This window comes from Ideonella lacteola, from assembly GCF_038066555.1.
In the GTDB taxonomy this organism is placed as follows: Bacteria; Pseudomonadota; Gammaproteobacteria; order Burkholderiales; family Burkholderiaceae_C; genus Ideonella; species Ideonella lacteola.
Genome location: NZ_JBBUTG010000001.1, coordinates 581,253 through 599,296, shown reverse-complemented (window position 1 = coordinate 599,296; position 18,044 = coordinate 581,253). Strand labels below are relative to the sequence as shown.

Genomic DNA, 18,044 nt, shown 5'->3' with positions numbered 1-18,044 from the left:
CATCCGGGCCCGGGCCACCCAGGCCACGGGCGTCAACCCCGGCGCTTTTCATCGAGGTAGGCCCGCGCCGTGTCGAAGGCTTCGGCACAGCCCAGCACCACGGGCTTGTCGGCCTTGATCATCTGCAAGAGCAGTCGGTGCTGCGTCTGGTACTTCACGTTGCCAATGGCCAGCGCGCCGATGCCCACTGCATCGGTGCCCGACAGCGGCACCGCATCGTCCATCACCCCCACCCCGGCGATGCCCTCGGGCGGCACTGCGTTCACATCCGCGGCCACCTTCAAGCGGGTGGCGAACTCCAGGTCTTCGGCGGACACCACCTGCACGCCCGCCGCGGCACAGCCGAGCACCACGTCGGCTTGCCCGATCGACGTGCGAACGGCCTCCGGCCCGTGGCCGGAGATGCCGCGCAGGCGCACCTTGAAGCGGCCGCCGGTTTCACGGGCCGCCGTCTCGGCCGCCTCGACCCCCTCGCGGCTGGAGAGAAACACCTCGGCCCCGACCGACGCGGCCAGCACACCCGCCACACGGCCCACCGGCCCGGTGCCGCCGAGCACCACCACCCGCTGGTTCGCGAGGCCGTGGCCCTGCCGGGCCTGCAACGCCGCATCGACGCACGCCACCATCGCCGCGGCGGTCGAATAGGCGCCACTCGGGTCTGCCATCACCGACACCACGAAGGGTGGCACCATCGATTCACGCGCCCGGTCGAGCATGTCCATCGCCAGCAACGCGCTGCGCCCGCCGATGAAGATGCCGGTGCGCGCGACGCCCTTGGGGCCGCGCGAGAAGATGGTGTCCTGCGTCAGGCCCTTCACCGCATCGAGGCCGACTTCGCAGTAGGGCACGATGACCTGGTAGCCGGCGTCGGCGGCCATGTTGACATCGAAGGGGCTCATCTGCCGCCCGGGCGTGAACATGTGGAGGATGTAGGGACGTTCCATGCCAACCTTTTGAGAATTCATCCGATGCAGGGCGAAGCGGCGTCGGCCACCGCAAGCCGGCCCGCCTGCTGGCGCTGGATGGCAGCGCCCTGGCGACGGGGCGAAACGATGCGCACCTGCAGCCCATTGGCCACTGCGCCGGCCGCACGCGCCGCATCGACCGCGCTCTGCGCCGCCGCCTGCGATGACACGATCGCAAAGCCGGTGGGGCCCCATGAGCTTTGCCCCATGCCCGCCCCCCCTGCCACGTGGCGACCCAGCCACTCGATCAAGTGGCCCACCGCCGCACTGGTGTAGCCCGTGCCGCCTTGGGCCGGCGCAAAGTGGCCGCCCAAGGTCTGCTGCATGCTGCTGACCCCGGCGGCGAAGAGCTCGAAGTCACCCGCCGCCGCCCCTGGCAGCACTCGCATGAGCACCTGGTGGCACAAATCAGCCGCAGCGGCACGCGGCAAGGGCGACAGGGCAGCGATCGCCTGCCGCTCTGCAGCGCCCGAGAGCCCGCGGTGGCGGGGATCTTCGACCACGATGACGCGCCAGCGTTCGGGCAGTGGCAGTTGGGCCAACAGCGGTGCGGGGCGCCCTTGCGCACTGGGGCCGCCGTCCACCAGCAGACCACCTTGATCGAACCCGGCGATGCCCACGCCAGAGCGCAAGCCGCGTCCGAGCCACTGCGCCAGCGTGGCGCTGCCGATCTCCAGCCCGTGCCAGGCGGCGAAAGCGCGGCCGACAGCCAGGGCGAGCTGGGTGCCCGAGCCGAAGCCCGCGTGGGCCGGCAGTGCGCGCAGGATGCGCACACTCAAGGGCTCAAGGCGCCCGGTGCATTGCCGCAAGGTCGCGATGTGGGCCTCGACGCGGCCGACTTCCGCCCAGGCCGCCTCGCCCACCGCCACCACCTCGTCGCGCTCGCCCGCGCCCAACTCGATCTCGGTGGCATAGCCATCGATCACGAGACCCACGCTGCCGAAGCGGCGGCCCAGCGAGCCAGAGGGATCGAGAAAGCCCAGATGCAGGCGGCCGGGCGCCCGCACACTTAAGGTGTCGGCGCGGTCAGGGCGCATGGCGCCCACGCGATGAGATGAAGAGAAAAGCCATGTCGATGCCTGCCCTGCAGTGGCCGCGGATGGGCCTTCAAAGCAAGCATCGTTCCCCGGGCGAAGCCCTTCGTCAGGCCCTGCGCCGGGCCCTCGCGACGCGCGGGCGCTGGACGGGGTCTGTACCGGCGCGGTGACACAGTGTCACGCCCTAGTCGTACTTGATGTACTTGAAGCGGGGATCGTCCGGCGTGCCTTCCAGCACCGAGCCTGATTCAGCTTGCGGGCGCCACATCACCGTCTCTTCGATCTTGCGGGCGAGCTCGAAGTCTTTCTCGGTGATGCCCTTGGCCGAATGCGTCATCAGCTTGACGGTGACGAAGGCATAGGAGACCGTCAGGTCGGGGTGGTGCCAGGCGGCTTCGGCCAGGTGGCCGACGGTGTTGACCACCATCAGCGTGGCCTTCCAGCCGCTGGTCTTGTACTTGCGGCGAATCCAGCCGCCTTCAAAGGTCCAGGCGGGCAGCTCTTGCGCGAGCCGCGCCAGGACCTCGTCTTCGCCGTACACCTCGTCGGCCGTCTTCTTGCGCCAGGCTGTCATGCACCGCTCCTTCCAGACCACCCACGGGCGGCGATCATCCCACCGGGGGAAATCCCCGGCGGGAGGTGTGGGCGACGTGAGCTTCAGCCGAAGGCCGAGACCTCGTCCATGGCCATGTGCCACTGCGACAGATCGTCGAAGGTGATGCGCGCGGGGTCGCCACCCCTTGGCGCGGCCGGTCGCCAACCGGCCCGCTGGTCGAGCCCGGGGCCGATGGCGATGGCCCCTTCCACCGTGGCGTTGGCGAAATAGCTGCTGCGGGTGACGACGACCGGCACTTCCGCCGCGTGGGCTGCTGCCACACCTCCGGGGGAATCTTCGATCGCCAGGCAGCGCAACGGGCTGAGGCGCAGGCGCTGCACCGCGATGTGGAAGACCTCGGGATCGGGCTTCTTGGCCCGCACGTCTTCCCCGCAAACCAAGGTCTCGAACCAGCCCAGCCACTCGCCCCCCAGGCTCGCGCGCAGCAAGGCCTCGACATTGGCGCGGCTGGTGGTGGTGGTGATCGCCAGGCGCACGCCCAGCGATCGGCATTCCTGCAGCAGCTCGGTCACCCCCGGCCGGAGTGTGACCACCCCGGAGCGGACGATCTCGGCATACAGCGCGTTCTTGCGCTGATGCACGGCCCGCGCCAGCGCATCGCGCTCGGCCGGCAGCACCGGCGCATCGCTTCGGCTGGCCAGGTCGTGCAGCACTCGCTCGCGGCCGCCACTCACTGCCAGCAGCTCGCCATAGCGCTCGACGCCCCAGCGCCAGGGCAGGCCCAGCGCCTCGAAGGCATGGTTGAAGGCGACGCGGTGCCCGTCGCGCTCGGTTTCGGCCAAGGTGCCGTCCACATCCCACAGCAGTGCCTCGATCCGGGTGGATGGATTGCTCATGCGACCTCCCGTCGCAGCACATGGGCCGCGACCGTGTTCAGATCCGGGAACAGGCGATCGGGGCGCGAGGCCTCGATCGGGCGACCCCCGTTGTACCCGAAAGTCACTGCCCATGCGGCCACCCCGGCTTGTCGGGCGGCCTGCACGTCGATGTGCGAATCGCCGAGGTGGGCCGAGCGTCGCCGATCGCCGCGCAAGGTGAACACCACATGCCGCAGAACACCGGCGTCAGGCTTCTTGACGGACAAGGAATCGCCACCGGTGACGAGGTCGAAGCACTCGGCCAGTCGGTGTGCTTCGAGCAGGCGGCGCGCATGGCGCAGCTCTTTGTTGGTGGTGCAGGCCAGGCGCACGCCCGCGTCACGCAGGCGTGCCAGCATCTCGCCCGCCCCCGCATAGGGCTGCGAAGTGGAGCCGGTGGTGGCCTCGTAGTGGTGGTCGAGGCTGGCCAGCACGTGCTCGGGCCGCACCCGGTCGGCGAGCTCGGGTTGCTCCAGGAACACCTCGGCCAGCACCCTCAGCATCAACTCGCGCGTGCCGGCGCCGATGTGCCGGGTGATCAGGTGTTCGGGACGCCGCTCGATGCCATGCGATTCCAGCGCGCGGTTCGCTGCCTCGGCGATCTCGCCGGCCGTGTCGACCAGGGTGCCATCGAGATCGAAGCTGATGATGTCGAAGTCCATGCCGTGGGCCTCAGGCGATGAGGGTGGTGCCCGGGCTGCGGCGCCACGTCACGCACTCGGCGACCAACTCGACCACACCCGAAGCGGTGAGGCCGAAGTGGGCATAGACCTCGGCCGCCGGGCCCGATTCGCCAAAGCTGTCGACCCCCAAGGCGGCCACGCAGCCGTATTGGCCCCACCAGCGGGTCACCCCGGCCTCGATGCCGATGCGCGGCAGGCCGCGGCCCAGCACCGCCTCGCGCCATTCGCGCGGTTGGCGGTCGAAGACGGTGCTGCTGGGCAGCGACACCACCCGCACCGGCAGATCGCGCTCGTCAAGCAGGCGCTGTGCCGCGATCGCCATCGCCACCTCGGAGCCCGTGGCCAGCAGCACCGCCACCGGCCGATCGCGGTCGCTCAGCACATAGCCACCGCGGCGGATGTCGACGATCTGCTGCGGCGTGCGTTGCTGCGCCGGCAAGGCCTGCCGCGACAGCAGCAAGGCGGAGGGGCGATCGGGCTGCTCCAGCGCATGGCACCAGGCGGCGGCCGTCTCGGCGGCATCGCAGGGGCGCCACACGTCGAGGTGGGGGATGAGGCGCAGGCTGGCGGCGTGCTCGATGGGCTGGTGGGTCGGGCCGTCTTCACCGAGGCCGATCGAATCGTGGGTGAGCACGTGGATCACCCGCTGCTTCATCAGCGCCGCCATGCGGATGGCGTTGCGGCTGTAGTCGCTGAAGGTGAGGAAGGTGCCGCCATAGGGGATGAAGCCACCGTGCAGCGCCAGGCCGTTCATCACCGCGGCCATGCCGAACTCGCGCACCCCGTAGTGCAGGTGGCGCCCGCCGGGCACCTCGGTGAGATTCGAGCCGGTGAGATCGGCGCTGCCGCCGATCAGCTCGGGGATGGACAGCGCCAGCACCGCCAGCGCCTGCTGCGAAGCCTTGCGGGTGGCCACCGCCTCGGTCGAGGGGCCCAGACGCGACATCAGCGACAGCGCGGTCTCCTGGAAGTCCGCCGGCAAGTGGCCGCCGATGCGCCGCTCGAACTCGGCCGCGAGATCCGGGTGAGCGGCGCGGTACCGCCCCAGGGCTTGAAGCCAGGCGGCCTGTCGCGACGGGCCGGTGGACGCCTGACGCCAGCGGGTGGCGATGGCCGGCGGCACCTCGAAGGGCGGCACCTTCCACCCGATGGCCGCCCGCGTGGCCGCCAGTTCCTCCACACCCAGCGGCTCGCCATGCGCACGTGCCGTGCCCGCGCGGCCGGGCGAGCCGCGGCCGATGGTGGTGCGGCAGATGACGAGCGTTGGCTTGTCTTCACTCAGGCGGGCCTGGCCGATGGCACGGGCGACCTGGTCGATGTCGTGGCCATCGATTGGTCCGATGACGTGCCAGCCGTGGCCCAGGAAGCGCTGCGCCGTGTCGTCGGCAAACCAGCCACGCACCTCACCGTCGATCGAGATGCCGTTGTCGTCGTACAGCGCGATCAGCTTGTTCAGGCGCCATACGCCCGCCAGCGAGCAGGCCTCGTGGCTGATGCCTTCCATGAGGCAGCCATCCCCCATGAAGACGTAGGTGCGATGGTCGACGATCGCATGGCCCGGCCGGTTGAACTCCTGCGCCAGCAGCTTCTCGGCCAGCGCCATGCCCACGGCGTTGGCCAGCCCCTGGCCCAGCGGGCCGGTGGTGGTCTCCACCCCGGGAGTGACGCCCACCTCGGGGTGGCCCGGCGTTCGGCTGTGCAACTGCCGGAAGCGCTGCAATTCATCGATCGGCAGGTCGTAGCCGGTGAGGTGCAGCAAGGCATACAGCAGCATCGACGCATGGCCGTTGGAGAGCACGAAGCGGTCTCGGTCGGGCCAGCGCGGGTTCGCCGGATCATGCTGCAGGTGATGCGCCCACAAGGCCACCGCCATCTCGGCCATGCCCATCGGCGCGCCGGGGTGGCCAGACTGGGCCTGCTGCACCGCGTCCATGGCCAGTGCACGCAGCGCATTGGCCATCTCGTCGAACCGCCCATCGTCGGGCCGCAGCACGCGGCCACCGTCGCTCGCGCCGCCCATCACAGCGCCCCCAGCGCACGCTGGCGCCGTTCCATCATCCGCCAGATGAAGGGCGTGAAGATCAGCTGCATCGCCAGCTCCATCTTGCCGCCGGGCACGACGATGGTGTTCGACCGGCTCATCCACGAGTTGTTGATCATGTTCAGCAGGTAGGGAAAGTCGATGCCCTTCGGGTTGGCAAAGCGGATCACGCAGATGCTTTCGTCGGCGCTCGGAATGTCGCGGGCGATGAAAGGGTTGCTGGTGTCGACGACCGGTACCCGCTGGAAGTTGACGTGGGTGTGGCGGAACTGCGGGCAGATGTAGTGCACGTAGTCCGGCATGCGGCGCAAGATGGTGTCGGTGACGGCCTCGGAGCTGTAGCCGCGCACGTTCTTGTCGCGCCAGAGCTTCTGGATCCATTCCAGGTTGATCACCGGCACCACGCCGATCAGCAGATCGGGGTACTTGGCCACGTTCACCTCGGGCGTGACCACCGCACCGTGCAGGCCTTCGTAGAAGAGGATGTCGGTGTCGGGCGGCAGATCTTCCCAGGGCGTGAAGGTGCCGGGCTCCTGCTTGTAGGGCGCGGCCTCGACGCGATCGTGCAAGTACTTGCGGTGCTGGCCCGTGCCGGTTTCGCTGTAGTGGCGGAAGAGTTGTTCCAGCTCGGCAAAGAGATTGTTGTCGGGGCCGAAGTGGCTGAAATGGGTGTTGCCCTTCTTCTCGGCCTCGGCCTGACGCTGCTTCATCTCCAGCCGGTCGTAGCGGTGGAAGCTGTCGCCCTCGATGACGGCGGCAGTGACGTTCTCGCGCCGGAAGATGTTCTCGAAGGTGCGGGTCACCGAGGTGGTGCCGGCCCCTGACGAGCCGGTGATCGCGATGATGGGGTGGCGTTCTGACATGGCGGCCTCGCGGTCAGTCTCGAAACAGGCTGCGGGTGGCGAACAGCGGCGCCGGCGCAGCGGTGCTGGCTGCTGGCTCGTGGTGGTAGCGCTCGATGCGCTCGACCTCGTTCTTCGAACCGAACACCAGACCGATGCGCTGGTGCAGCTCAGCAGGCCGAACCCCCAGCACCGGCTGGCGGCCCGTGCTCGCGCGGCCGCCGGCCTGCTCCATCACGAAACCCAGCGGATTGGCCTCGTAGAGCAATCGCAGCCGGCCGGGACGCGCCGGGTCTTTGGTATCGCGCGGGTAGAGGAACACGCCGCCCCGCATCAGGATGCGGTGCGCCTCGGCCACCACGCTGGCGATCCAGCGCATGTTGAAGTCTTTGCCGCGGCCGCCCGTCTTGCCGGCCAGGCACTCGTCGACATAGCGCTTGACAGGCGGCTCCCAGAAGCGGGCGTTCGAGGTGTTGATGGCGAACTCGTGGGTGTCTTCGGGCACCTGCACATTCGAGGCGGTGAGCACGAATTCGCCCAGGTCGTGGTCGAGCGTGAAGACGGCCACGCCATTGCCCACCGTCAGCACGAACTGCGTGGTGGGCCCGTAGATGGCGTAGCCCGCAGCCACCTGCGCCGCGCCGGGCTGCAGGAAATCGGCCTCTTCGACATCGCGCCCGCTGCCGGCCACCTCGGGCGGCGCACGCAGGATCGAGAAGATGCTGCCCACCGCCACGTTCACATCGATGTTGGACGAGCCATCCAGCGGGTCGAACACCAGCAGGTACTTGCCGCGGGGAAACGAAGGCGGGATCTGGCACGGCGCATCCATCTCCTCCGAGGCCATGCCGGCGAGGTGGCCACTCCACTCGTTCATGCGAACGAAGATGTCGTTGGACAGCACATCCAGCGGCTTCTGCACCTCGCCCTGGATGTTGACCGCGCCCGCCTGCGGCAGCATCGCCGCGGCCAGCGGGCCGCGCGAGACGATGCGGGCCAACGCTTTGCATGCCAGCGAGATGTCGAGGATCAAGCCGTTGAGCTCACCGCTGGCCTTGGGAAAGCGCCTGCGTTCTTCGATGAGGTAGCGGGTCAGGGTGATGCGACCTTGGAGTGTCATGGGGGCCTTGGATGTGGAGATGTCGGAAATCAATGGCTGAAGACCCGGCTCGCGCGGATGTCTTCGGGATGCAGCGTGCTGAGGTCTTCCGCGCTGAGCACGCGCTCACGGTCCTCGAACAGCCGGCTGGCCTGCCGCAGGCGCGCGCGGTCCAGCGCGTTGCGCACGCTGCGGGCATTCGCGAAGTGGGGTTGCGCCAGGCGCCGCGCCAGGTATTCGGCAAAGGTCTCGCGGGCGCCGTCACCGAAGTGGTAGCTCATGCGGTCGAGCATGCGGTCGGCGATGAGGCACAGCTCGTCATGCCCGTAGTCGGGAAAATCGATGTGGTGCGCGATGCGGCTGCTCATCCCAGGGTTGGAGCGGAAGAAGGTCTCCATCCGGTCCGCATAACCGGCGAGGATGACGACCAGGTCGTCGCGCTGGTTCTCCATCACCTGAAGCAGGATCTCGATCGCTTCCTGCCCGTAGTCGCGCTCGTTCTCCGGCTTGTAGAGGTAGTAGGCCTCGTCGATGAACAGCACGCCGCCCATGGCCTTCTTCAGCACTTCCTTGGTCTTGGGCGCGGTGTGGCCGATGTACTGGCCAACGAGGTCGTCCCGTGTCACCGCCACCAGGTGGCCCTTGCGCACATAGCCCAGCCGGTGAAGGATCTCGGCCATCCGCATCGCCACGGTGGTCTTGCCGGTGCCGGGGTTGCCGGTGAACGACATGTGCAGCGACGGCGACTGGGCACGCAGGCCGTGCTGCGCGCGCAGCTTGTCGATGACCAACAGCGCGGCGATGTCGCGGATGCGCCGCTTCACCGGCGCCAAGCCGACCAGGTCGCGGTCCAGTTCTTCCAACACCGCCTCGACCTGGCTGTCGCGCAGCACCTGCGCCACGGAGCGTGCGGGCTCAGGTGCTTCTGCCGCAGGCGTCGTCGTGGCAACCGCCGAGGCGGGGACGGCAGCCGCCGAGGCGGGAGCGGCGTGGCTGCCCGCAGGCGGGATCGCGTAGAGCGGGCCTCCCATCAACGCCCTCCTTCGCCGGGCCGCACCCGGGCCAGCTCGACACGCATGGCGTCGATCACGCGGCGATAGTCGGGCTGGCCGAAGACGGCGCTGCCTGCCACGAACACATCGGCCCCCGCTTCGGCCACGCGGCGGATGTTGTCCACCTTGATGCCGCCGTCGACCTGCAGCCGGATGTCGCGCCCCGAGGCGTCGATGCGCCGCCTTGCCTGCTCGACCTTGCGCAAGGCCGCGTCGATGAAGCTCTGCCCACCGAAGCCGGGGTTGACGCTCATGACGAGCACGAGATCGACCTTGTCGATCACCCAGTCCAGCACATCCAGCGGCTGGTGGGGGTTGAAGACCAGCCCGGCGCGGCACCCCAAGCCGCGGATCAACGAGAGGGTACGGTCGACGTGCGTGCTGGCGTCGGGATGAAAGCTGATCAGGTCGGCCCCCGCTTCGGCGAAGGCCTGGGCCAGGGCGTCGACCGGCTGCACCATCAGGTGCACATCCATCGGCACGGGGGTCCCATCGGCGCGTGCGGCATGGGGCCGGATCGCCAGGGCCACGGCGGGGCCGATGGTCAGGTTGGGCACGTAATGGTTGTCCATCACGTCGACATGGATCCAATCGGCGCCGGCTTCGATCACGCCGCGCACCTCATCGCCCAGGCGCGCGAAATCGGCCGACAGGATGGACGGAGCGATGCGGTACATGCTCGACCTCTGCTTCGACAGGGTTCAGTGGGGCATGGCGGCCACGGCGGGGCACCACGCGTCGTGCGGGCAAGGACCGGCGCTGTTGGCGCCGTGGGCGCTGCCGGCCCCGTTCAACCGCTCAGCCCGTCATCCGTACCGGCGGGCTTCGGGCCGGTCGGTGGCGTAGCTGTGCACCGTGTAGCGCATCGAACGGCCCTCGCCCTCCTGGCGCACCAGGCCGAAGCCTGGCTCGTCCACCGGCCGGTTGACGATGAAGCTCATCGCGATGGATTCAATGCCGCGGGCGGAGTCGAAGGCCATCAGCCGGATGTAGTGGTGCGGGAAGGTCTTGCGGCATTCGCGCAGCTCGTGCAGCACGCCAGCGGCATCGCGCAGATCGAACATCGGCATGCCGTACATCTCCCAGTAGGTGTTGCGCGGATGCGGGTCGTCGGTGTACTCGACGCTCCAGGCGAAGCCGCGCTGCAGGCCGTAGTCGATCTGCAGGGCGATCTCTTCATCGGTGAGATCGGGCAGGAAGCTGAACTGGCCCTGGGTGACGCGGCCGGTGGGGTTGGTCATCATGGTGAGTGGCTCCGGGTTCGTCCAAAGGGGGTCAGGCCACCGCGGCCGTCACCGCATAGTCGCTGGTGTCGGTCGAGGTGTAGTTGAAGCTGATGTCGCCCCAGGTATCGAGCGCCTGCTTGAGGGGGCTGCAGAACTGCGCGGCCTTCTGCAGGATCTCGGGGCCCTCGGTGCGGATGTCCCGGCCTTCGTTGCGGGCCTTGACCATCGCCTCCAACGCCACCCGGTTGGCCACGGCGCCGGCCTGGATGCCAGCGGGGTGGCCGATGGTGCCGCCGCCGAACTGCAGGATCACGTCGTCGCCGAAGAGATCAAGCAACTGGTGCATCTGCCCGGCGTGGATGCCGCCCGAGGCCACCGGCATCACCTTCTTCAGGTCACACCAGTCCATGTCGAAGTACAGGCCGCGCGGCAGGTCGGTGCGGGTGTAGGCGTCGCGGCAGACGTTGTAGTAGCCCTGCACCGTGAGCGGATCGCCTTCGAGCTTGCCCACCGCGGTGCCGGCGTGCATGTGGTCGACCCCGGCCAGGCGCAGCCACTTGGCGATGACGCGGAACGAGACGCCGTGGTTCTTCTGCCGGGTGTAGGTGCCGTGGCCGGCGCGGTGCAGGTGCAGCACCATGTCGTTGCGGCGGCACCATTCACCCAGGCTCTGGATGCAGGGCCAGCCGACGATCAGGTCGATCATGATCACCACGCTGCCCAACTGCTTGGCGAACTCGGCCCGCTCGTAGATGCCCTCCATCGTGCCGGCGGTCACGTTCAGGTAGGAGCCCTTCACCTCACCGGTGGCTGCGCTGGCCTTGTTGACCCCGTCCATCACATAGAGAAAGCGATCGCGCCAGTGCATGAAGGGCTGCGAGTTGATGTTCTCGTCGTCCTTCATGAAATCGAGCCCACCCTTGAGCCCCTCGTAGATCACGCGGCCATAGTTGCGGCCCGACAGACCCAGCTTGGGCTTGGTGGTGGCCCCCAGCAGCGGGCGGCCAAACTTGTCCAGCCGCTCACGCTCGACCACCAGCCCGGTGGGCGGCCCCTTGAAGGTCTTCACGTAGGCCGGGGGAATGCGGATGTCTTCCAGCCGGGCCGCCTTGAGCGGCTTGAACGAGAAGACGTTGCCGATCAGGCTGGCCGTCATGTTGGCGATCGAGCCTTCTTCGAACAGGATCAGGTCGTAGGCCACCCACGCGAAGTACTGGCCCGGGATGTTGGGCACCGGCTCGACCTTGAAGCACTTGGCCCGGTAGTTCTCGCAGGCGGTGAGGCGATCCGTCCAGACCACCGTCCACGTGGCGGTGCTGGACTCGCCCGCCACGGCGGCGCTGGCCTCGACCGGATCAACCCCCTCCTGCGGCGTGATGCGGAACAGGCAGATCGTGTCCGTGTCCTTGGGCACGTAGTCGGGCTGCCAGTAGCCCATCTGGCGGTACTTCAGAACACCTGCGCTGTAGCGCTTCTTGGCGTCGGTGATCTGGGTGGCATCGGCCAGCAGGCCTGCATCGAGCGGGGCATTCATCCGGGGTCTCCTCAGCGTCGGTCGGTATGGAACGCAGGGTATGAGCCGAGATGAATAAGTGAAAGTTTGATATTCTTTCTAAAACGTTTAGGAAAAGCTAAACGATGAACATCACCTTCCGCCAGATCCGGGTCTTCGTCGAAGTGGCCCGGCAGGGCAGCGTGGCGCGCGCCGCCGAGGCGTTGCACCTGACCGCGCCGGCGGTATCGCTGCAGATCAAGGAGGTGGAGTCGCAGGTGGGCCAGGTCTTGTTCGACCGGGCCGGCCGGCGCATGGGCCTGACCACGGCGGGCGAGTACTTCCTCGTCTATGCCAAGCGGCTGCTGGCCACCCTGAAAGACGCTGAAGACGCGATGGCGCGGTTCACCCGGCTCGAATCAGGCCGTTTGACGATCGGCATGGTCAGCGCGGCCACCTACTTCCTGCCGCTGCTGCTGGCCAAGTTCCGCGCCGAGTACCCGGCGGTGGACGTGCGGCTGCGCCTGGGCAGCCGCGACCAACTCGGCGTGATGATGCAGGCCAACGAGGTGGACCTGTGCATCATGGGCCGCGCCCCGCGCGACCTGCCCACCCGCGCAGAGCCCTTCGCGATGCACCCCCATGTGCTGGTGGTGTCACCACAGCATCGTTTTGCCCGCGCTGAAGCCGTGCCCGTGGCCGCATTGGCCAGCGAGCCGTTCATCGTGCGTGAGCCCGAATCCGGCACCCGCGAAGCGCTGCAAGGCTTTTTCGACAGCCACCACATCCAGCCCACGTATGTGATGGAGATGCCGAGCAACGAGGCCATCAAGCAGGCGGTGATGGCAGGCATGGGGATCAGCATCTTGTCGCTGCACACCATCGCGCTCGAATGGGCCAACGAGTTGATCGCGGCTCCCGCGGCCGAAGGGCTGCCACTGGTGCGGCGATGGAATGTGGTGAACACCGCCGCCAAGCACCTGTCGCCCGCGGCCGAGGCCTTCCGCTACTTCGTGCTGGAGCACGGCGAGGCACACCTCGCGTCGATGTTCGGCGGCGAATTCGGCCTGGGCGCACGCGCGGGCTGACAAGGCAGGCCGGGCCACGCGCCCGCACCGGGCCTCAGCGCTTGAGGGCGATCAGCCGCCGCACTTGGCTGCCAGGGTGGAGCGGCACACCTCGATGCGCTGCGAGGCGCTGAGGGTGCTGAAGCGCTCGGTGAGCTTCTGCGTCATCGAGGCATAGTCGGTCGACTGGCGCGCCTTCTCGGCGATGGCGCGGTCCTCCGGTGCGCAGGCGTAGGGCGGGTTGCGCAGCTTCTCGTACTCTTTCGAGCGCTCCGGATCATGCTGCGCGCAGTGACGGATGGTGAAGTCCTGAAAGGCGACGTATTCGTCTGTCGAGGGGCCTTCGGCACGAGCGCTGCCTTGGGCAGCGGCCATCAAGGCGAGAACAAGGGTCGGGAGGATCCGTGGAGGCTTCATCGTTGAAGGTGAAAGACCCGGCATGCCACCAGCCCATGCCCGAGAGGGGCGATGGATGCGCCGGCGAATCAGGCCGTGGTCGGCTGAACGGGCCCGGTGCCCCGAAGGTGGCACCGGATCGGCCCCGCGATTATCCCGCCACCGAGGCCCGTGGCCGACAAGCCCCCCGAGGCGAGGCTCAACGCGCCCCAAACCATGCGACCATCGGCGCCCATCTTTCCACCGGGCCCCACGGGGCTCATCGACCACCCAGCCCTCTTCATGCGCCCTCCTCGCACCATCGGCGACTGGATCTTCTTTCTGTTGCTCTCCACGCTGATGGTGGCCATGAGCGTGCTGTTCGTGCTGTTCCCGCTTGAGCCGCTGCCCACTGACCCTGATCGTTACGCACTGAAGCAAGGCCGGGTGGAAGACATCGTGAGCCGCGAGCATGGGCGGCGCCGCTCGGCGGTGCGCTTTCGCATCATTGGCGACCCGCTGGTCTACGAGAACCGCTTCACCGCCATCCACCAAAGCTCCGAAGCCTGGCGGCTGCGCTCTACCCACCTGGCCTTTCACGTACCGAAAGATGGAGACCACCTCGGCGGCTCGACCGACCCCGTGCCCGCCTACGCGCTGGTGGTGGATGACCGGCCCACCCGCTCGCTGGCGGACGAGATCCACCAACTCAACAACGTCACCTCCCCGTGGGCCCTGTGGATGCCCTTGGGCCTGGGGCTGGCGGGCTATGCGGTGGCGGCCCTCACCTGGTGGCGCCGCCGGCAGGCGCCATCACCGGATCACAAGGCGTCCAGGGGCAGCTTGAGGTAGCTCACGCCGTTGTCTTCAGGGGGTGGCAGGTGCCCGGCACGCATGTTCACCTGCACCGAGGGCAAGATCAGCACAGGCATGGCCAAGCCGGCGTCGCGCGCGCGGCGCATTGCGACGAACGCTTCCTCGGCGATGCCATCGTGCAGGTGGATGTTGCCCTCTCGCTGCGCGGCGACCGTGCTCGACACAGAAGGTGCCTGTCCGGCCTCGGGGTAGTCATGGCAGAAGTACAGCCGGGTGGATGGCGGCAGGGACAGCAACCGGCGCACCGAGCGGTACAGCGTGGATGCGTCGCCGCCGGGAAAATCGCAGCGCGCACTGCCGTAGTCGGGCCGGAAGAGGGTGTCGCCGATGAACGCCACCGTCTGATCGCCCTCGCCCGCCACGTAGGTGGTGCAGGCCGGCGTGTGGCCCGGCGTGTGCATCACCCTCAACGGCGTGGTGCCGAGCGTGATCACTTCGCCTTCGGCGAGCAGGCGGTCGAATTGGCTGCCATCTCGTTTGAACTCGGGCCCCACATTGAACAGGCGGCCGAAGGTGGCCTGGACGGTGGTGATGTGCTGGCCGATCGCGATCTGGCCACCCAACTGCTGCTGGATGTACGCCGCGGCCGAGAGATGGTCGGCATGGACATGTGTTTCCAGCAGCCACACCAGGCGGGCCCCCAATGCCTTCACCCGGGCGATGAGCCGGTCCGCGCTCTCGCGGCCGGTGCGCCCCGACTTGGGATCGAAATCAAGCACCGTGTCGACCAAGGCGCAGTCGCCGGAGGCGGCGTCCAGCAGCAGGTGGCTGAAGGTGCTGGTGGCTGGGTCGTAGAACGATTCGATCTGGAGGCGATCCGCGACGTGACCGGCCATGGCTTCACGCTCCACGGCGCACCGGCAGGCCATGCGCGGCCCAGGCGCCCATGCCGCCAGCCAGATTGGCCACATGCGTGTAGCCATGGTGGGCCAGAAACTGCATGGCCTGCTGGCTGCGGCCGCCTGCGGCACAGGCCATCACCAACGGGGCATCACGAGGCAGCTCATGGAAGCGGGACTGGATCTGGCTCATGGGCATGGGCACACAGCGGGGATGGTCGTAGGCCAGGCGGGCGGCCTCGTGCGGCTCGCGCACGTCGATCAGCCAGGCGCCATCGGCCAGCGCCTGGGCGCATTGCAGGGGGTCGAGTTGCATGAGGTGAAGCTCCTTCAGTGATGGCCCGTGAGCCGTGTGATGCCGATGGCCTTGAGCACATACTTCTCATAGATGGGCTCGGAGCTTCCGGTCTTCATCTTGTAGAGGAAGTACTTCTCGAAGGCAATCTTCGCCAGGTGGACCCACTTGCCCTTCTTGAACCAATTGACATTGCGAGGCGGAATCTGCGGCAAGGCGACGAACGCGGCGCCGGTATCGCCCATGTCGGCCAGGCAGATGGCGTTCCAGGTGCCCTTGGCCGTGGCCGGCTGGCCCTGGATGTCGGCCACGATGTTGTGGACGATGGCGGTCACCATCGATTCGATCATGTAGCCGGTCTTCGGTGCTCCCGTGGGCACCGGTGTGGCCTCCACCGGTGGGATGGCCACGCACACACCGGCCGAGAAGATGTTGCGGTACTTTGGGCTGCGCTGGTGCTCGTCGATGAGCACGAAGCCGCGCGGGTTGCACAGCCCTTCGACAGCCGCCACCGGATCCACGCCCTTGAAGGCGGGCAGCATCATGCTGTACTTGAACGGCAGCTCGTGCTCCTTCTTGACCTGGCCCATGTCGTCCAGCTCGGTCACGAACATCTTGCCCGCCTCCACCCGGGTGACCTTGGCGTTGCAGATCCACTTCACATCGTGGTTGCGCAGCTCGCTTTCGAGCATGCTCTTCGAATCGCCCACGCCGCCCAGGCCCAGGTGGCCGATGTAGGGCTCGGAAGTGACGAAGGTGATGGGCACCCTGTGGCGGATCTTTCGCTTCTGCAGATCGCGGCTGAAGATGAAGGCGAACTCGTACGCGGGCCCGAAGCAGCTCGCGCCCGGCATCGCCCCGATGATGGCGGGGCCTGGTTCTTCGACGAAGCGCTTGTACTCGGCATGGGCATGGTCCGCATGGTCGACGCTGCAGATCGACTGCGTGTGGCCCCCAGTGGCAGCCGCCGGGCCCGAGCCGGGCACTTCCTCGAACGCGAGCCGCGGGCCGGTGGTGATGACCAGGTAGTCGTAGGCGACACGTCGCCCGTCCTTGAGCTCCACCGCGTTGCCCTCGGCATCGATCTTCACCACCGGCTGGCCGATGAACTCGATGCCCTTGCGCTCGAGCGCGGGCTGGATCGGCATGGTGATCGCATCGCGCTCCCGCCAGCCCACCGCCAGCCAGGGGTTCGAGGGCACGAACTGGAAGTAGTCAACCGCGTTGATCACCGTGACGCGGTGGCCGCCGCCGAGTGCAGCCTTCAACTCATACGCCGCCGGCATGCCGCCGATGCCGGCACCGAGCACAACGATGTGGGCCATGGGGTGTCTCCTTGTCTGTCGATCGCTATCTTCGGGTTGCAGAAGGCTGCAGCTGCGCGTTGGCCTGCTGTAGCGCGGTGTCATCCAGTTCGCCCGCCAGCGCCGCGAGCGTGAGCCGGCGGCTGATGAGCCGAACGCGGGCCTCGCTCAGCGCCAGTTCCGCCGAGGCGGCATCGTTCTCGGCGTTGAGCAGGTCGAGCGTGGTGCGGTCGCCCGCTTGCAGGCCGACGCGGGTCGCGTCGAGCCGGGCCAGGCTGGCCTCCCGGGCAGCCTTCAAGGCGCTGGTCTGGTGGTGGCCCACGGCCAGGTCGAGCCACGCGGCACGCGTCTGCTGCGCCACCTGCAGGCGTGCGCGGTCCAGCTCCGCGCGGGCCTGATCCACCAAGGCGCGGGCCTCGGCGGCCTGCGCGCTGCGCATGCCACCGGTGTAGAGCGGCACCGTGATCTGCAGGCCCACGGCATGCTGGCGGCTGGCTTGGCTGGCGCTGCCGGAGGCCCCGTCTCCAGCCCATCGTTCGCGCCCGATCTGGGCCACCGCGTCGACGGTGGGCGACAAGGCGGAGCCTGTCGCGCGAGACTGGGCCTGGGCGGTGCGCCAGTGGGTCTGCGCCCGCATGAGCATCGGATTGCGCTGTTCGGCGCGGGCGAGCCAGTCTGGCAAGGTGCTCAACGCCTCGCGGGCCAGCTCGCCCGGCAGGTGAACGGGCTCGTCCGTGACGGGTTGGCCCGTCATGTCCGACAAGGCCTGGCGAGCCAGCTCCAGCTGGGTCTGCGCGGCCACCCGCTCGGCCTGCAGCCCCGCGGCGCGCGATTCGGCCTCATGCACATCGGTGACGGGCCGGTCGCCCAACCGGAAACGGTCGCGGGCCTGCTGGGCCGCCTGGTCGACCGCCTGCTGCTGCCGTTCGACCAAGCGCAGCCGCTCGGCCGCCAACGCAGCCGCGAAATACACCTCTGCCGTTCGCAGCATCGCCTCCTGCTCGGCCTGTGCCCACTCGTATTCCGCGGCCTGGGCGGCCTGCTCCAGGGCCTCGGCTCGGGCGCTTCGCTCGCGGCTGAACAGCGGCTGGCGAATGGCCAACGTGGCCTGCGTGGCGGCGCCACCACTCACCGAGGTGTCGAACGCCACGCCACTGGCCGAGCCAAGGCCCGGCGCGGTGAAGCTGGCCCCGCGGATGTTCGACTCACTGCCCGCGTACGACACGCCCGCTTGCAGCGCCACCGTCGGCCGCCACAGCGCACTGGCCTGCTCTGCACGCGCTGCACCCGCCTCGCGGGCAGCGCGTGCCACCGCGAGATCGGGCGACTGCTGCAGCGCGCCCTGCCAGGCCTGCACCAGATCGAGCGCCCGAGCGGG

19 protein-coding genes are annotated in these 18,044 nt (G+C 68.3%); 2 read left to right on the top strand and 17 right to left on the bottom strand.

The features are described from left to right. Nucleotides 1-32: 32 nt before the first annotated feature. The 12 genes from AACH06_RS02520 to AACH06_RS02465 all read right to left on the bottom strand — a co-directional run bounded on the left by AACH06_RS02520 (nucleotide 33) and on the right by AACH06_RS02465 (nucleotide 11,952). Nucleotides 33-944, bottom strand: a complete 912-nt coding sequence (locus AACH06_RS02520) for an NAD(P)-dependent methylenetetrahydromethanopterin dehydrogenase (RefSeq protein ID WP_341424016.1) — start codon at nucleotides 942-944, stop codon at nucleotides 33-35. A gap of 17 nt (nucleotides 945-961) precedes the next feature. Beyond that, the gene (locus AACH06_RS02515; protein WP_341424015.1) at nucleotides 962-2,002 is read right to left on the bottom strand and encodes a beta-ribofuranosylaminobenzene 5'-phosphate synthase family protein; all 1,041 of its coding nucleotides are present in this window, start codon (nucleotides 2,000-2,002) and stop codon (nucleotides 962-964) included. Nucleotides 2,003-2,186: 184 nt separating this feature from the next. Next, a complete protein-coding gene (locus AACH06_RS02510) occupies nucleotides 2,187-2,576 on the bottom strand; it encodes a 4a-hydroxytetrahydrobiopterin dehydratase (protein WP_341424014.1) in 390 nt (129 codons plus the stop codon). 83 nt (nucleotides 2,577-2,659) lie between these two features. After that, entirely contained in the window at nucleotides 2,660-3,454 is a 795-nt protein-coding gene (locus AACH06_RS02505) for an HAD-IA family hydrolase (protein ID WP_341424013.1), read from the bottom strand. Next, nucleotides 3,451-4,137 carry an HAD-IA family hydrolase gene (locus AACH06_RS02500; RefSeq protein ID WP_341424012.1) on the bottom strand — a complete coding sequence of 229 codons (687 nt, stop codon included), beginning with the start codon at nucleotides 4,135-4,137 and terminating at the stop codon, nucleotides 3,451-3,453. The genes AACH06_RS02505 and AACH06_RS02500 overlap by 4 nt, the downstream gene beginning before the upstream one ends. A 10-nt stretch (nucleotides 4,138-4,147) precedes the next feature. After that, on the bottom strand, nucleotides 4,148-6,178 hold the full coding sequence (tkt, locus tag AACH06_RS02495; protein WP_341424011.1) for a transketolase: 2,031 nt from the start codon (nucleotides 6,176-6,178) through the stop codon (nucleotides 4,148-4,150). Further along, nucleotides 6,178-7,062: a phosphoribulokinase gene (locus AACH06_RS02490; RefSeq protein WP_341424010.1), complete on the bottom strand. Its 885-nt coding sequence runs from the start codon at nucleotides 7,060-7,062 to the stop codon at nucleotides 6,178-6,180. The genes tkt and AACH06_RS02490 overlap by 1 nt, the downstream gene beginning before the upstream one ends. Before the next feature lie 13 nt (nucleotides 7,063-7,075). Beyond that, nucleotides 7,076-8,161 carry a class 1 fructose-bisphosphatase gene (locus tag AACH06_RS02485; RefSeq protein WP_341424009.1) on the bottom strand — a complete coding sequence of 362 codons (1,086 nt, stop codon included), beginning with the start codon at nucleotides 8,159-8,161 and terminating at the stop codon, nucleotides 7,076-7,078. Nucleotides 8,162-8,190: 29 nt separating this feature from the next. Further along, nucleotides 8,191-9,171: a CbbX protein gene (gene cbbX / locus AACH06_RS02480; RefSeq protein ID WP_341424008.1), complete on the bottom strand. Its 981-nt coding sequence runs from the start codon at nucleotides 9,169-9,171 to the stop codon at nucleotides 8,191-8,193. Continuing rightward, nucleotides 9,171-9,869 carry a ribulose-phosphate 3-epimerase gene (gene rpe, locus AACH06_RS02475; protein WP_341424007.1) on the bottom strand — a complete coding sequence of 233 codons (699 nt, stop codon included), beginning with the start codon at nucleotides 9,867-9,869 and terminating at the stop codon, nucleotides 9,171-9,173. The genes cbbX and rpe overlap by 1 nt, the downstream gene beginning before the upstream one ends. Before the next feature lie 129 nt (nucleotides 9,870-9,998). Next, the gene (locus tag AACH06_RS02470; RefSeq protein WP_341424006.1) at nucleotides 9,999-10,436 is read right to left on the bottom strand and encodes a ribulose bisphosphate carboxylase small subunit; all 438 of its coding nucleotides are present in this window, start codon (nucleotides 10,434-10,436) and stop codon (nucleotides 9,999-10,001) included. 31 nt (nucleotides 10,437-10,467) lie between these two features. Beyond that, a complete protein-coding gene (locus AACH06_RS02465) occupies nucleotides 10,468-11,952 on the bottom strand; it encodes a form I ribulose bisphosphate carboxylase large subunit (RefSeq protein WP_341424005.1) in 1,485 nt (494 codons plus the stop codon). 104 nt (nucleotides 11,953-12,056) lie between these two features. Between AACH06_RS02465 and AACH06_RS02460 the strand changes: the two genes are divergently transcribed. Next, nucleotides 12,057-12,998: a LysR family transcriptional regulator gene (locus AACH06_RS02460; protein ID WP_341424004.1), complete on the top strand. Its 942-nt coding sequence runs from the start codon at nucleotides 12,057-12,059 to the stop codon at nucleotides 12,996-12,998. 51 nt (nucleotides 12,999-13,049) lie between these two features. Here the strand turns inward: AACH06_RS02460 and AACH06_RS02455 are convergent, their stop codons facing one another. Next, nucleotides 13,050-13,394, bottom strand: coding sequence for a hypothetical protein (locus AACH06_RS02455; RefSeq protein ID WP_341424003.1), 345 nt, complete (start codon nucleotides 13,392-13,394; stop codon nucleotides 13,050-13,052). Between the two features lie 261 nt (nucleotides 13,395-13,655). On the opposite strand from AACH06_RS02455, the gene AACH06_RS02450 reads away from it, so the two are divergent. Continuing rightward, entirely contained in the window at nucleotides 13,656-14,204 is a 549-nt protein-coding gene (locus AACH06_RS02450) for a hypothetical protein (protein WP_341424002.1), read from the top strand. Here the strand turns inward: AACH06_RS02450 and AACH06_RS02445 are convergent. Genes AACH06_RS02445 through AACH06_RS02430 form a run of 4 tightly spaced genes read right to left on the bottom strand, consistent with a single transcriptional unit; the run spans nucleotide 14,174 to nucleotide 18,023 of the window. Then, nucleotides 14,174-15,064: an MBL fold metallo-hydrolase gene (locus AACH06_RS02445; protein WP_341424001.1), complete on the bottom strand. Its 891-nt coding sequence runs from the start codon at nucleotides 15,062-15,064 to the stop codon at nucleotides 14,174-14,176. The two genes, AACH06_RS02450 and AACH06_RS02445, sit on opposite strands and share 31 nt — an antisense overlap. Nucleotides 15,065-15,068: 4 nt before the next feature. Beyond that, nucleotides 15,069-15,383 carry a rhodanese-like domain-containing protein gene (locus AACH06_RS02440; protein WP_341424000.1) on the bottom strand — a complete coding sequence of 105 codons (315 nt, stop codon included), beginning with the start codon at nucleotides 15,381-15,383 and terminating at the stop codon, nucleotides 15,069-15,071. A gap of 14 nt (nucleotides 15,384-15,397) precedes the next feature. Continuing rightward, nucleotides 15,398-16,687 (bottom strand): NAD(P)/FAD-dependent oxidoreductase, encoded by a 1,290-nt coding sequence (locus AACH06_RS02435; protein WP_341423999.1) that lies wholly within the window; start codon nucleotides 16,685-16,687, stop codon nucleotides 15,398-15,400. A 25-nt stretch (nucleotides 16,688-16,712) separates the two neighbouring features. Beyond that, on the bottom strand, nucleotides 16,713-18,023 hold the full coding sequence (locus AACH06_RS02430; RefSeq protein WP_341423998.1) for a TolC family outer membrane protein: 1,311 nt from the start codon (nucleotides 18,021-18,023) through the stop codon (nucleotides 16,713-16,715). Nucleotides 18,024-18,044: the final 21 nt, after the last annotated feature.

Coding starts and splice junctions, on each gene's coding strand:
- AACH06_RS02520 (WP_341424016.1), bottom strand. CDS start 944: ATGGAACGTCCCTACATCCTCCACATGTTCACGCCCGGGCGGCAGATG.
- AACH06_RS02515 (WP_341424015.1), bottom strand. CDS start 2,002: ATGCGCCCTGACCGCGCCGACACCTTAAGTGTGCGGGCGCCCGGCCGC.
- AACH06_RS02510 (WP_341424014.1), bottom strand. CDS start 2,576: ATGACAGCCTGGCGCAAGAAGACGGCCGACGAGGTGTACGGCGAAGAC.
- AACH06_RS02505 (WP_341424013.1), bottom strand. CDS start 3,454: ATGAGCAATCCATCCACCCGGATCGAGGCACTGCTGTGGGATGTGGAC.
- AACH06_RS02500 (WP_341424012.1), bottom strand. CDS start 4,137: ATGGACTTCGACATCATCAGCTTCGATCTCGATGGCACCCTGGTCGAC.
- tkt (WP_341424011.1), bottom strand. CDS start 6,178: ATGGGCGGCGCGAGCGACGGTGGCCGCGTGCTGCGGCCCGACGATGGG.
- AACH06_RS02490 (WP_341424010.1), bottom strand. CDS start 7,062: ATGTCAGAACGCCACCCCATCATCGCGATCACCGGCTCGTCAGGGGCC.
- AACH06_RS02485 (WP_341424009.1), bottom strand. CDS start 8,161: ATGACACTCCAAGGTCGCATCACCCTGACCCGCTACCTCATCGAAGAA.
- cbbX (WP_341424008.1), bottom strand. CDS start 9,171: ATGGGAGGCCCGCTCTACGCGATCCCGCCTGCGGGCAGCCACGCCGCT.
- rpe (WP_341424007.1), bottom strand. CDS start 9,869: ATGTACCGCATCGCTCCGTCCATCCTGTCGGCCGATTTCGCGCGCCTG.
- AACH06_RS02470 (WP_341424006.1), bottom strand. CDS start 10,436: ATGATGACCAACCCCACCGGCCGCGTCACCCAGGGCCAGTTCAGCTTC.
- AACH06_RS02465 (WP_341424005.1), bottom strand. CDS start 11,952: ATGAATGCCCCGCTCGATGCAGGCCTGCTGGCCGATGCCACCCAGATC.
- AACH06_RS02460 (WP_341424004.1), top strand. CDS start 12,057: ATGAACATCACCTTCCGCCAGATCCGGGTCTTCGTCGAAGTGGCCCGG.
- AACH06_RS02455 (WP_341424003.1), bottom strand. CDS start 13,394: ATGAAGCCTCCACGGATCCTCCCGACCCTTGTTCTCGCCTTGATGGCC.
- AACH06_RS02450 (WP_341424002.1), top strand. CDS start 13,656: ATGCGCCCTCCTCGCACCATCGGCGACTGGATCTTCTTTCTGTTGCTC.
- AACH06_RS02445 (WP_341424001.1), bottom strand. CDS start 15,064: ATGGCCGGTCACGTCGCGGATCGCCTCCAGATCGAATCGTTCTACGAC.
- AACH06_RS02440 (WP_341424000.1), bottom strand. CDS start 15,383: ATGCAACTCGACCCCCTGCAATGCGCCCAGGCGCTGGCCGATGGCGCC.
- AACH06_RS02435 (WP_341423999.1), bottom strand. CDS start 16,687: ATGGCCCACATCGTTGTGCTCGGTGCCGGCATCGGCGGCATGCCGGCG.